The sequence below is a fragment of the Catalinimonas alkaloidigena genome (assembly GCF_029504655.1).
In the GTDB taxonomy this organism is placed as follows: domain Bacteria; phylum Bacteroidota; class Bacteroidia; order Cytophagales; family Cyclobacteriaceae; genus Catalinimonas; species Catalinimonas alkaloidigena.
Map to the genome: position 1 here is coordinate 2,686,211 of NZ_JAQFIL010000001.1, position 12,551 is coordinate 2,698,761.

General features: G+C 35.8%; 11 protein-coding genes. 6 read left to right on the forward strand and 5 right to left on the reverse strand.

What is annotated here, in order from left to right:
- Positions 1 to 37: 37 nt before the first annotated feature.
- A complete protein-coding gene (locus OKW21_RS10990) occupies positions 38 to 856 on the reverse strand; it encodes a Calx-beta domain-containing protein (protein WP_277479462.1) in 819 nt (272 codons plus the stop codon).
- A 170-nt stretch (positions 857 to 1,026) separates the two neighbouring features.
- Here OKW21_RS10990 and OKW21_RS10995 point away from each other — a divergent pair, with 170 nt between their 5' ends.
- Complete coding sequence (locus tag OKW21_RS10995; protein ID WP_277479463.1) at positions 1,027 to 1,791, forward strand: DUF92 domain-containing protein; 765 nt, start codon at positions 1,027 to 1,029, stop codon at positions 1,789 to 1,791.
- On the opposite strand, the gene OKW21_RS11000 is transcribed toward OKW21_RS10995, so the two are convergent.
- Entirely contained in the window at positions 1,773 to 3,410 is a 1,638-nt protein-coding gene (locus OKW21_RS11000) for a M1 family metallopeptidase (RefSeq protein ID WP_277479464.1), read from the reverse strand. The two genes, OKW21_RS10995 and OKW21_RS11000, sit on opposite strands and share 19 nt — an antisense overlap.
- Positions 3,411 to 3,502: 92 nt before the next feature.
- On the opposite strand from OKW21_RS11000, the gene OKW21_RS11005 reads away from it, so the two are divergent.
- Complete coding sequence (locus OKW21_RS11005; RefSeq protein WP_277479465.1) at positions 3,503 to 4,081, forward strand: TlpA family protein disulfide reductase; 579 nt, start codon at positions 3,503 to 3,505, stop codon at positions 4,079 to 4,081.
- Here the strand turns inward: OKW21_RS11005 and OKW21_RS11010 are convergent.
- Both OKW21_RS11010 and OKW21_RS11015 read right to left on the reverse strand, forming a co-directional pair.
- Positions 4,078 to 5,469 (reverse strand): alanine/glycine:cation symporter family protein, encoded by a 1,392-nt coding sequence (locus OKW21_RS11010; RefSeq protein WP_277479466.1) that lies wholly within the window; start codon positions 5,467 to 5,469, stop codon positions 4,078 to 4,080. The two genes, OKW21_RS11005 and OKW21_RS11010, sit on opposite strands and share 4 nt — an antisense overlap.
- Before the next feature lie 76 nt (positions 5,470 to 5,545).
- Complete coding sequence (locus tag OKW21_RS11015; RefSeq protein WP_277479467.1) at positions 5,546 to 5,995, reverse strand: DUF7832 domain-containing protein; 450 nt, start codon at positions 5,993 to 5,995, stop codon at positions 5,546 to 5,548.
- Between the two features lie 184 nt (positions 5,996 to 6,179).
- On the opposite strand from OKW21_RS11015, the gene OKW21_RS11020 reads away from it, so the two are divergent.
- Entirely contained in the window at positions 6,180 to 6,698 is a 519-nt protein-coding gene (locus tag OKW21_RS11020; RefSeq protein WP_277479468.1) for an adenine phosphoribosyltransferase, read from the forward strand.
- On the opposite strand, the gene OKW21_RS11025 is transcribed toward OKW21_RS11020, so the two are convergent.
- Positions 6,695 to 7,387, reverse strand: a complete 693-nt coding sequence (locus OKW21_RS11025; RefSeq protein ID WP_277479469.1) for an SDR family NAD(P)-dependent oxidoreductase — start codon at positions 7,385 to 7,387, stop codon at positions 6,695 to 6,697. The genes OKW21_RS11020 and OKW21_RS11025 overlap by 4 nt on opposite strands.
- Positions 7,388 to 7,734: 347 nt before the next feature.
- Between OKW21_RS11025 and OKW21_RS11030 the strand changes: the two genes are divergently transcribed.
- From OKW21_RS11030 to OKW21_RS11040, 3 genes are read left to right on the forward strand one after another with little or no spacing between them, the layout of a single operon-like run.
- Positions 7,735 to 9,663 carry a PrkA family serine protein kinase gene (locus OKW21_RS11030; RefSeq protein ID WP_277479470.1) on the forward strand — a complete coding sequence of 643 codons (1,929 nt, stop codon included), beginning with the start codon at positions 7,735 to 7,737 and terminating at the stop codon, positions 9,661 to 9,663.
- 35 nt (positions 9,664 to 9,698) lie between these two features.
- A complete protein-coding gene (locus tag OKW21_RS11035) occupies positions 9,699 to 10,973 on the forward strand; it encodes a YeaH/YhbH family protein (protein WP_277479471.1) in 1,275 nt (424 codons plus the stop codon).
- A 38-nt stretch (positions 10,974 to 11,011) separates the two neighbouring features.
- Entirely contained in the window at positions 11,012 to 12,523 is a 1,512-nt protein-coding gene (locus OKW21_RS11040) for a SpoVR family protein (protein WP_277479472.1), read from the forward strand.
- Positions 12,524 to 12,551: the final 28 nt, after the last annotated feature.

Here is a 12,551-nt window from a genome sequence, read left to right on the forward strand (position 1 = left end):
CAGATATGGCAACCCTTTTCGTTTCAATTAAACGCACTCAGTTGAGTATCTTTAAGCTTTGTCCTTCTTTAATCATTAGATAGTTCAGAAAGAAATTTTCATCCTCTTCAGAAACATTTTTTCCATTTTTATCAGCACTAAAAGAACCGCTTAATATTGTCTTTTTCTCTTTTTCGCCTGCATTTAAGCTTTTGAGATGAAAGCTAACCTGAGGGTGGTTACCATCGTTCCAGATATCCACAAAATACTGTTCCTGATCTACAACATTAGTAATCGTTACTTCCTCAAATCCACTATCATTATTGGCCGAAATCAGTTCTTTATTAGGGAGTTCAATGAACATATTTAAATCAATTAATTCTGGAGCATCCCACTCTAAAAATAATTTATAGTCGTTTTCGATAATTTCGTGGCTATAATGTAACATATGTAAATTAGGATGCAGAGTGGCATTACCACTTACAATTCTGTCTAGTCTTATGCTAAAATTCTCTAGCTCTTGCTCAAAATGACTGTCTTCAAGTATCTTTACCTCGATATATGCGTTGCTTTCACCTTTTTTAATTGTAAAAGGAGATTCAGTAAGTAGTTCAAAGTCAGGTTTTTCCACATTAGCATCAGCTTGTACAGCATTTCCACTAATAGTGAAATGAACAAGGGTTTCAGCATTTTGTGGTTTATCCATTTGAATTGGAATTTTTATGAGTCCATCATTTTCACTGCTATACCCATCATTATGATGAAATGATATTGTTGACGGTTCTCCGGAAGCGATATCTTCATCTTTACAAGAACTTAACAATAGTATTGCACAGAAAGAAATACTGAAGAATCTTACAAAATGAATTACAATCATGATAAATGAAATTATTTTTTTTTGTAAAATTCTAATTTTAAATTATACTTTTCAAGTATTTTGTGTGCCGATTAAATAGATGTAATAAAAGTGTTGAAATTGAACTTGCTTACATGAGCAAAAAGAAATTTAAGTTTCCTAGCTGGATGTTTCAAAAAATCTTTTCTTAAGTGAACTTCAACATTGCATCTTTACAAATACCTTATATTAATATGTATCCAGGCCAATTAATTGCCCATATATGCATAGTTGTGATACTTGTGGCCCTAAGCGTATTAAGTAAAAAAATTACGGTTCGCGGGGCTTTACTAGGAGGCTTTATTACATTTTTATTATGGTCAGCATTCGGACTAATCGGATTAGCTACAATTGTAGTATTTTTTATTTTCGGCACTGCAGCTTCAATTTGGAAAAAAAATGAGAAAAAGAAATATAAACTAGAGCAACAGAATGAAGGTAAGAGAGACTATCATAATGTTGTAGGAAATGGAGGAGTAGCAGGTTTATTGTCACTTTTAACATTTTACTACAAAGAGCCAACCCTGCTTTTAACACTTATGGCAATAGCCAGTTTCGCTGCGGCTTTGTCTGACACATTTTCCTCAGAATTTGGGAATATTTATGGAAGAAAATTTATTAATGTACTTACCCTAAAAACAGGGAGTAGGGGGCAAGACGGCGTAATTAGTCTGGAAGGAAGTGTATTTGGTTTTATAGGTAGCCTATTGATAGCTATGATCTTTTATCTGTTTTACAGGAAGTTTAGTTTAGCAACAATAATTCTTCTTTCTGGAATTTCCGGAAACTTCATTGACTCTATTTTAGGCACCAGTTTGCAAAAGAGAGGCTGGCTTAATAATCACTCTGTTAACTTTTTGAGTATTATGTTAGCTTCACTCTTTGCTCTTTTACTATATTACTTATTTACAAAGTGAGTCTCCATTAATATTTTTGTAAGAGGATCAAGGTTGACTTTTAATGGTTGTGCTTTCAATTTAATTTCAAAGCTTTCTACTCTATCATTTAAACTGACTTTAAAGATTTCTAGATCATCTCCTTCATCATAGATTACTCCAACTTCAATAGGTAAGTGGTAAATTATTTTGTTCTCCTGAATTTGTGCTAGCTCAAATTTTAATTTTTTCCCAAACCCTGAATATTTCCACTCTCCTTCAATGATTGGATGTCCTGCAGAATAAATCCAGGTGTTAAAAAACTGATCAAGCTGAATTCCTGAGGTAAGTTCCATTGTTTCTTTGAAATCTTCTGAGTCAGCTATATTGTGACAATACTTTGTATAAAAAGCCTTAATGCCTGCTTTAAAAGCTTTGTCACCAACTTTTTGCCTCAGCATATGTAATACCCATGAAGCCTTTTGGTATGAGTTTGCATTTAAATGTTGAAATAGATTAGTTTCAGATGTGTTCACAATCGGTGAATCAGGAGACTTTCTATAATATGAAAAAATTCTATTTTTGTCATTTTCAAGCATATTTCTCATACTATCAATTCCGTAAGTATGCTCAATATACATATGGGATAGATAGGTAGAAAAGCCTTCGCTTAACCAGATATGCTCCCAATTTTTCTCAGAAACTGCATTACCAAACCATTGATGAGCCACTTCGTGAGCAATTAAACTTTCGATATTTCTGTTCCCATCAACAACTCGCTCATTATAAAATATATTAGAGGCATTTTCCATGCCTCCATATTTTGTTTTTGATTCAACATTGGCGAGCTTCTGAAATGGATATTTACCAATCATTAATGTCATGAAATGCAAAATGTTGGCAGTTGGTTTGAAATCTTCAAAGCTAACATTTCTGTTGTCCGCATATACCCAATGTTGTATCGGAATATTTTGTACGGGCTGATCATACAATACTGCAAATCTTGCGGCTCCAAACACCATTACTTTGGTAGAGATAGGCTGATCATTCACCCAATGCGTAATCTTTTTTTCTTCATTATGATACAAGCCTAAAGAAGATTCTTCTCTTAAGAGTCCGTTTGCAATCACCTTGTATTGTTCAGGAGCAATGATTTTGAACTCACAAGTAGCTTTATCGGAAGGATGGTCTATTACAGGTATCCAGTTTCGTGCACGGTTTGGCCAGTTATCACCAAAAAAAGTTCGCTCTCCATATTCATTTTTTGAGATGATAAGTCCATCACCAGGAATTCCTTTGTAACTAATATGCAATGTACCAAGGTATTCTTTTTCTAAAGGCTTATCTAAAATAATGATCAAGTGTTCTTCTACCTGACGAAAATTTACTGGTTGATTGTTAAGTTTTACTGCAGCTACGGCCATCCCAACACCCTCAGTATCTGATTGTATAAAATCTAATAAGATGGAATCAATTGAAGTTTTTTTAACTTTAAAAAGTAGGTCTGTTTTGCCCGAGATTTGATTATTGAAATCAGAAATTTCAATTTCAAATGTATAATGAAGGGCATCAATCCTGTTCAAACTATTTAGTTCTTGTGCAGTAGAAGCATAAGATCCAATAGACATAAAAAGGAAAAAAGAAAGTAGTTTTTTACTCAACACAAAAAGATAAATTTGGCTTCAAGTTAACCATTAATCTTTATTTATAAGGGCCTTTTTTAAGGGATAGAACTGATAAAATTACAACTGCAATGCTTTTAAAAAAAATACGTAAAAATATTGATTGGATACTTTTGACTGTTTTTATATCGGTAGTCTACCTGGGTGGATGGCAGGCAGAAGTTTTTGGATTTTTGCAGAGAGGAATTTTAGCGACTGGTGTATTTAATGCTTCTGTAGATAAAAAAGATATTTCAGATCAAACGCCACAATTAAACTTTGTTTTGGCAGATATAAATGGGGAAAAAATTCAGCTTGAGGATTATAAGGGAAAAACTGTATTTATCAATTTTTGGGCTACCTGGTGTCCACCTTGTAGGGCTGAAATGCCGGGTATCAAGGCTTTGTATAGCCAATTAAATCAAAAAGATGATATTGTTTTTATAACTATATCTGAAGATGTAGATAAACAGAAGGCAGTAGATTATATATCCAAACAGTCTGTTCAACTTCCGCTTTTTTTTCCCATTTCAAAATTACCTGAGGGTTTTTCTCATCAATCAATTCCTGCAACTTATGTAGTGTCACCTGAAGGTCACATTGTTTACGAGCATGAAGGCATGGCTAACTATGATAATGATACATTTAAGGAATTTTTAGAAAAACTCTAATTGATTACTTTTTTCTTTGTTGGGTGATCTACATTGTCAAAATATTTCTTTGCGGCATCTCTTACTTTGGGTGCTAAAAGTAGGGCTGAAATCATCGTTGGAATTGCCATAAGTCCGTACATTCCATCCACAAGGTTGATAATTGCTGAAATAGAAGCCACCGATCCCAGAATAATGGAAAAAACATAAAAATAATTAAAATAATGTGCTCTATGGGCACCCGCTATGTAAGAGAAACATTTAGTACCATAATAGGATAAGGTAAATAGAGAAGAAAGTGAAAATGTCAACACGCTCAACACCAAGAGGTATCCTCCCAGGTTATTAGTGGGAAGGGCTTTATTAAACGCATTGACAGTTAATGTTACACCATCTGCATCAGTTGTTCTCCAAACATCTGTTATTAGGATGGCAAGTGCGGTCATCGTGCAAACGATTAATGTATCAATGGCCGGACCTAACATAGCAACTAATCCTTCACGAATTGGCTCTTTGGTTTTAGCCGCACCATGGGCAAGTGGAGCTGTTCCTATACCTGCTTCATTGGAGAAAGCAGCCCTGCGAGCACCAATAACGATTACAGCTCCCAATGACCCGCCCAGGACAGCCTTACCTGAAAACGCATCAGTAAGAATTAAGGCGAAACATTCAGGAAGGGCCTCCAGATTAGTAGTAATAATATATACCACAGAAAGCACATATATGACGACCATACCGGGCACCATTTGACTAGCTACCCTGGCAATTCTTTTAATACCCCCAAAAATCACTATTGATACTAAAAATGCAATTACTATCCCCGAAATGAGATTGACAATTAAAGTTTCTTCAGCAATGATATCATTGGGAATTAACACTACATCACGGAAAATCTGTGTGAGTTGATTTGCCTGGAAGACTGGCAAAGGGCCAAAAAGACCTGCAATGGCAAAAAACATGGCAAGAGGTTTCCACTTTTTTCCCAGCCCCTCTTCAATGACATACATGGGGCCTCCCTGTAGTTTGCCAGCACTATCGTGTCCTCTGTACATAATAGCCAAAGAACAGGTAAAAAACTTAGTTGCCATCCCTAGAAATGCACTGACCCACATCCAGAACAATGCACCGGGGCCTCCCATCGTAATAGCAACGGCCACACCACCAATATTTCCCATTCCTACAGTTGCTGCTAGCGCACTTGAAAGCGCTTCAAAATGACTGATTTCCCCGGGTTCGTCAGGATCATCATATTTACCTCTTAACACATTAATTGCGTGCCCTAAATAGCGAAAGGGAAGGAACCTGGAATAGAGCATAAAAAACATACCCCCACCCAGAAGGAGGATTAATAAATGTGTTCCCCAGGCGTATTCACTAAATTTTGAAAGGATTAGCTCTATTAATTTCAATTCGGACTTTTTTTAGTGTTAAATTGATAAGAAGTCCGGTAAATTAGACAATAAGTCAAATAAATGAAAAAATCTTTCAGGCGATTAGTGCTCTCCAGTCCTCAAATCGCTTATATATTTGGCCCGCCATTTTATCATATGATTCCCAATCATCATTGACGTGATATATAGAAGGCAGGTTTTTCGCAAGCAGCGTTTCATAATCTTTATGATAAATACCTCCACCATAATAATAATAAGTGAATAAGTTTCCATTTTCACTAAAGAGCTCATATCCTAAGTAGCCATCCCATATTTCTGAAAGAATTGTACAACTAATCTGACGATTTTTGAATCGGTAAATCTGAGTCTCAGCTTCTTCTTCAAAGTATGGAGAATACAAATCCTGCTCAATGATCCAACCCAGATACATGCCTATGTGTACGTATGCTTGTTCAATAGGTAGTTGCTTAGGGAAATTACCAAGAAAGTGATTTTTAGCATTATCATAAATACTTTTCTTGCTTGATGTTTCTAACTCACTCATGGATATTTTTATTAAAGGTTGTAATGGTTTTGACAAATCTAAATCTAAGAATAGTCTAAAAAGAAGTCTTATTCGGTGTTTTATTACTTTAGTGGAAAATACAGGGACAAAGTGGTATCTTTTGCGTGCCTAAGATGATTTTTTGTAATATGCGGTAAATAATTTCAAAACACATTTATCATAAATGAAACATCCGCTGGAAAACTTTATCAGAGATGTACCAGATTTTCCCAAGCAAGGTATACTGTTTAAGGATATTACCACTTTATGGGAAAACCCATATGCATTTAAACAAGCGATTGAAGCACTTTATGATCCTGTCCAGGATCTAAACATTGACAAAGTAGTTGGCATTGAATCACGTGGATTTATATTTGGTTCTGTCTTAGCGGAGAGGCTTTCGGCGGGTTTTGTCCCTGCACGAAAACCCGGGAAATTACCATCACAAACGATAGCAGAACATTATGCGTTGGAATATGGTACTGATAGTTTGGAAATCCACCAGGATGCTATTAAAAAAGGTGAAAAAGTACTAATACATGATGACCTGCTTGCAACCGGAGGAACAGCAAAGGCAGCTTGTAAGCTTATAGAAAAATCGGGGGGACAAATAATAATGATTTCTTTTTTCCTGGAACTCACATTTTTAAAAGGAAGAGAAAAGCTAGCAAACTATAATATGAATTCAATAATTAAATATTAAAATTGACCATAAACTTTTAAGGTAATATCCCTTATAGGATTTGAGGCATTCTCAGCGATAAACAGACTTGCTTCCGCAATTTGATTGGGAGGTACCCATGCACTAAAATCTGCATCAGGCATGGCATCCCTGTTTTCTGGTGTGTCAATAACACTGGGTACTATCACTGAGGCTGAAATGTTATGTTTTGCGCCCTCAGTGTTTATATGCTCAGCAAGTTTGATAACCAGGCTTTTTGATAAGGCATAAGCTGTTAACCCCTCTGATGCTCCTTTTTCAACCGCAGGTTTTGCGCCTATGAATAATATCTTGCCTCTTTCGGTCTGTTTTAATAGCTGTTTGTAAATCTGTTGTGCACTAATGAATGCAGTTTCAAAATTTAACTGAAACATCTTATGAATTTCTTCCAAAGATGTATCTTCAATTTTGTTCATCCCAAAGCCTCCCACTAAAAGCGCAGAAAAGTGAATATGATGTAGTTTATTCGCGGTGTAATGAACAAATGCTTCAGTCGCTTTTTGATCATTTAGATCCAACGTATACTTCTCAAAATTAGGATGATCTTCAAATTCATCAATCGCTTGTTCAGTTCTAACTGTACCGATCACATAATAATTGGTTTGCAGGAGTTTGCGAATAATTGCTTTTCCCAAATTTCCGGCAGCACCAGTAACAATAGCATTTTTCATAATATATCTTTTTTAATATGATTTAATTCAATTCACACCCTTTACTTACGTAGTAGAAATTACCAAGAGAAACACAAGTATATTGTTTAATTTATGTGAATATTTAATAATATTAATTGTTTTATTGAAAATTAATCAATAAACTAAAGTTAGTGTTTTGTTTACTTCTTACTTCAGAATGTATACATAATTGAGTATAATTTCGTTATGCTTTCGTGTTGGCTAAGGTGATAAGCTGAACTAATTTATCACACAATAGCTTTTAACAATAGACTCCTATCGTATTCTAACATGGTAAAAAGTAGCATGTTATCCTTAATTCCTGTATCCAAGAAATCTTTGATGTTATGAGTGTTTTAGATAAGATTAAAACGAATTACAGTACTTCTTTCAACGAAATGAGTGTATCGGAGTACTTAAAAGAATGCAAAAAAGATCCTCTTCTGTATGCCAAGCCTTCAGAAAGGATATTACAAGCCATTGGAGAACCAGAATTGATAGATACTAAACGGGATCCCAAACTGAGTCGTATCTTTTCAAATAAGGTCATAAAAGTTTATCCTGCTTTTAAAGAGTTTTATGGTATGGAAGATACTATTGAGCAGATAGTGTCTTTTTTCCGTTATTCAGCACAAGGTTTGGAGGAGAAAAAACAAATTCTCTATCTCATGGGACCTGTTGGTGGAGGGAAGAGTTCACTAGCTGAAAAACTTAAGCAGCTTATTCAGGTGATGCCGATTTATGCCTTAAAAGCAGGCGGTCAAATCAGTCCTGTATACGAAAGTCCCTTAGGCTTATTTGCTGACTACAAGAAGGAATTAGAAGATGAGTATAAAATTCCCAGCAGATATATACCTGCATGTATGAGTCCCTGGGCTTCAAAAAGATTAAAAGAATTTGATGGTGATGTAAATAAGTTTACAGTTGTTAAGCTTTACCCCTCAGTTCAAAATCAGATCGGTGTTGCCAAAACAGAGCCTGGTGATGAAAATAACCAGGACATATCTACGCTAGTAGGTAAGGTTGATATTCGTAAGCTGGCGGATTTTCAACAGAGCGATCCAGATGCCTACTCTTACACAGGAGGTCTTTGCCTGGCAAACCAGGGAGTATTAGAATTTGTAGAGATGTTTAAAGCACCTATCAAAGTACTCAACCCTTTACTTACTGCTACTCAGGAAAACAATTATAAAGGGACAGAACCTATAGGTGCTATACCTTTTGATGGTATTATCCTGGCGCACTCCAATGAATCTGAATGGGCAAAGTTTGCTAACGATAAGAAGAATGAAGCCTTTCTGGATAGGATTTACAAAGTTCAGGTTCCCTATTGTTTACGTGTCGATGAAGAGATCAATATTTACAAAAAGCTTATTAGAGAAAGTTCTTTAGATGAAGCGCCTTGCGCGCCGATGACGCTTTCATTGCTTGCCCATTTTTCAGTAATGACCAGGCTAAAAGTGCCTGAGAACTCCAGCCTGTATTCTAAAATGAGGGTATACAATGGAGAGACATTAAAAGAAACAGACCCAAACGCTAAATCCATTCAGGAGTATCGTGATGATGCTGGGATCAACGAGGGAATGAAAGGTGTTTCTACTCGCTTCGCATTTAAAGTACTTTCCAAGGTGTTTAATTTTGATAACGAAGAGTTAGCTGCCAATCCGGTACACCTGCTCTATGTACTTGAGCAAGAGGTGATAAAGCTTGAAATGGATAAAGAAACTGAAGAAAGGTATCTGAATATCATCAAGTCAATTCTTGCTAATAAGTATGCAGAATTCATTGCTGATGAAATACAAAAAGCATATATAGAGTCTTATGGAACTTATGGCCAGAATATTTTTGAAAAGTATGTCATTTATGCTGATTACTGGATTCAGAATAATGATTACCGTGATCCTGATTCCGGTGAGATATTGGACAGAAGTATGCTGAATGAAGAATTGGAAAAAATAGAAAAGCCTGCTGGTATAGCTAATCCTAAAGACTTCAGGGCAGAGGTTACCAACTTTACTTTAAGGTATAAAGCCAATAATGGTGGTAAGACTCCCCGCTGGGATGCATATGAAAAAATTAAAAACGTGATTGAGAAAAAAATCTTCACTAATACTGAAGATCTTCTTCCAGTGATTTCTTTCAATGCCAAAAGCAACGATGAGGATGAAAAAAAACACCGTGACTTTACTAAAAGAATGATGGAAAGAGGTTATACGTCTAAGCAGATTAGAATTCTTGTAGATTGGTTTATGAGAGTGAGAAAGACAATGGCTTAAGACTGATGGTCTAATCCTGATAACTGCACTTATGTATGAGTAACATTATTGATAGACGTAAGAATACGAAAGGTAAATCTACTAACAATCGTCAGAAATTTTTGAAGAGGGTTGAAGATCAGATTAAAGAAGCTATTCCAGATATAATCAGTCAGGAAAGTATAAAGGATAGCAGTGGGGGAGGTAAAGTAAAAGTCCCGATTAAGGGGATAAGTGAGCCCAATTTCAGACATGATCCCCGTTCAGGTAAAAAACATTACATAAGGCCTGGTAACGACAAGTTCTCAGAGGGAGACCAAATACCCAAACCAGAAGGTGAAGGTAAAGGCTCTGGAAAAGGAAAGGGATCCAATAGCCCTGAAGTTACCCAGGATGATTTTGTAGTTATATTGAGCAGGGAAGAATTTCTTAAATACTTCTTTGAAGATCTAGAATTGCCAAATATGGTTAAAAAGTACATGGAGAGTACCACTACTTTTAAAAATCATAGGGCAGGCTATACAAAAAATAGTGTGCCATCACGCCTTAATGTAAAAACCAGTTATCAGCAATCATTAGCACGACAGATCTCAATTGGTGGTGTGTATGCACAAAAAATTAAGAAGCTTCAAGAGCAACTTGCACACGAAAAAGATGAGCAGGTACGCTTAGACTTAGAAACTGAGATTAAAAGGCTGGTAAAATTAAAAGACACTATACCTTTTTTTGAAGATGTTGACTTAAGGTATAATAATTTTGAACGTGTACCACAGCCCGCAACTTCCGCTGTCATGTTTTGTATTATGGACGTATCAGCCTCAATGGGTTACCACGAAAAAGATATCGCCAAGCGTTTTTTCACTTTGTTATATATCTTCCTTACTAAACAGTATACCAATGTAGATATCGTTTATATTAGACATCATACCGAATCTAAAGAAGTAGATGAGGAAGAGTTCTTCAATTCCCGGGAAAGTGGAGGTACAGTAGTAGCTCCATCTTTGAAATTAATGCATAAAATAATGAAAGAGCGGTATGATCCCCAGGTGTGGAATGTATACTGCTGTCAAGCCTCGGATGGAGATGTGTGGTCTAATGGTGATGCAGTAGAGTGTAGCCAGATCTTGAAAAATGATGTTCTTACAGAGATTCAATACATGGCCTACATTGAGATCAAAAACCGTGGACTGGAAGGTTACTTATGGCATGCTTATAAAAAGCTTAGAAAAGTAGAAAACTTTTCAATGAAAAACATCAACGATGTAAGCCAAATATGGCCGGTATTTAAAGCTCTATTTAAAAAGAAAAGTTTGGTAAATGATGATAACTAAACTATGCATCAGCTAAAATAATAGATTTATTTACTATGATGGATAAGGAAAAATTTAAAGAAATGTTTAGCAGTCCTAATTGGGACTTTGAAACTATAAAGGCAGCTGACGAACTGACAAGCTGGGTTGGTAAAGAGTATTTTAAACTGGATACTTATATCAACCAGATCGAGATTGTTACATCTGAGCAAATGCTTGATGCCTATTCTCTTATTGGTTTGCCGACTTCTTATCCTCACTGGAAATTTGGTAAAGATTTCGTTATTAATCAAAGTAGCTATAAGAAAGGCCAGATGGGACTTTCCTATGAGATGGTGATAAATTCCGACCCCTGCATCAGTTACAATATGGAAAATAATTCTACTTGTATGATGCTTTTGGTGATTGCGCATGCCTGCCAGGGACATAATGCCTTCTTCAAAAATAACTATATGTTTAAAGATTGGACTTCAGCTGACTCCATTCTTGATTATATGGTATTCGCCAGGGATTATATTATGATGTGTGAAGAAGAGTATGGGGATGAGGAAGTTGAAAAGGTATTGGATGCCTGCCATTCACTGATGGACCATGGTGTTGATAAGTATAAAAAGCCCCCTAAACTATCTGCTGAGAAAGAAAGAGAGCGGTTAAAACGCTTGACAAAAGCAAAAAAAGAAAACTACAATGAATTACTCAGAACGCTTCCAACCGAAGATGCTCTACTAAAGCAAGAAAAATACAGAAAGCAAAAAAAATATCCACTAGAACCAGAGGAGAACCTTCTTTACTTCATTGAAAAAAATGCTCCAACGCTTCCTATCTGGAAAAGAGAGATTATCAGGATTGTGCGAAAAGTAGCGCAATACTATTATCCACAAACGATGACCAAGGTAATGAATGAGGGGTTTGCTACATTCATGCATTATCATATCATCAATAAATTATTTGACCTAGGTTATCTAGGTGATGGTTTTATGTTGGAGTTTCTCAAAAGCCATAGCGGTGTAATTTTCCAACCAGATTATAATAGCAAGTTCTTTTCTGGTCTGAATCCCTACACCTTGGGCTTTAATATCTTTATGGATATTAAACGAATTTGCCAAGATCCTACTGAAGAGGATAAAGCCTGGTTTCCAGATTTGATTGGTAAGGATTGGTTGGATGAGGTTCATTATGCCATGGAAAATTTCAGGGATGATAGCTTCATCGCTCAATATTTATCACCTAAAGTAATTCGCGATATGAAGCTTTTTGGGATTTTTGATGATGAGGATAATGAATATTATGAAATTAAGGCCATCCATAATGAGAGGGGGTATCGTAAAATTCGTGAGATGTTAAGTAATCAGTATGATAGATCAAATCGTGTACCTGATATTCAGGTTGATCAGGTTGATTTGCATAAAACAAGTAAGCTGACACTTATACATAACATACACGATGAAAAACTTTTGGATGAAGATGAAGCTGATAGCACTGTGAGGCACGTAAGGCATTTGTGGGAGTTTCCAGTAGAATTACATTCCAGAAATAAAGCGGGTATAGACGAAGATTTTTACGAATGTTAAAGCCGCGTATCACTTAGCTTAATTCTTT

Coding starts and splice junctions, on each gene's coding strand:
- OKW21_RS11025 (WP_277479469.1), bottom strand. CDS start 7,387: ATGAAAAATGCTATTGTTACTGGTGCTGCCGGAAATTTGGGAAAAGCA.
- OKW21_RS10990 (WP_277479462.1), bottom strand. CDS start 856: ATGATTGTAATTCATTTTGTAAGATTCTTCAGTATTTCTTTCTGTGCA.
- OKW21_RS11015 (WP_277479467.1), bottom strand. CDS start 5,995: ATGAGTGAGTTAGAAACATCAAGCAAGAAAAGTATTTATGATAATGCT.
- OKW21_RS11020 (WP_277479468.1), top strand. CDS start 6,180: ATGAAACATCCGCTGGAAAACTTTATCAGAGATGTACCAGATTTTCCC.
- OKW21_RS11030 (WP_277479470.1), top strand. CDS start 7,735: ATGAGTGTTTTAGATAAGATTAAAACGAATTACAGTACTTCTTTCAAC.
- OKW21_RS11035 (WP_277479471.1), top strand. CDS start 9,699: ATGAGTAACATTATTGATAGACGTAAGAATACGAAAGGTAAATCTACT.
- OKW21_RS11040 (WP_277479472.1), top strand. CDS start 11,012: ATGGATAAGGAAAAATTTAAAGAAATGTTTAGCAGTCCTAATTGGGAC.
- OKW21_RS11005 (WP_277479465.1), top strand. CDS start 3,503: ATGCTTTTAAAAAAAATACGTAAAAATATTGATTGGATACTTTTGACT.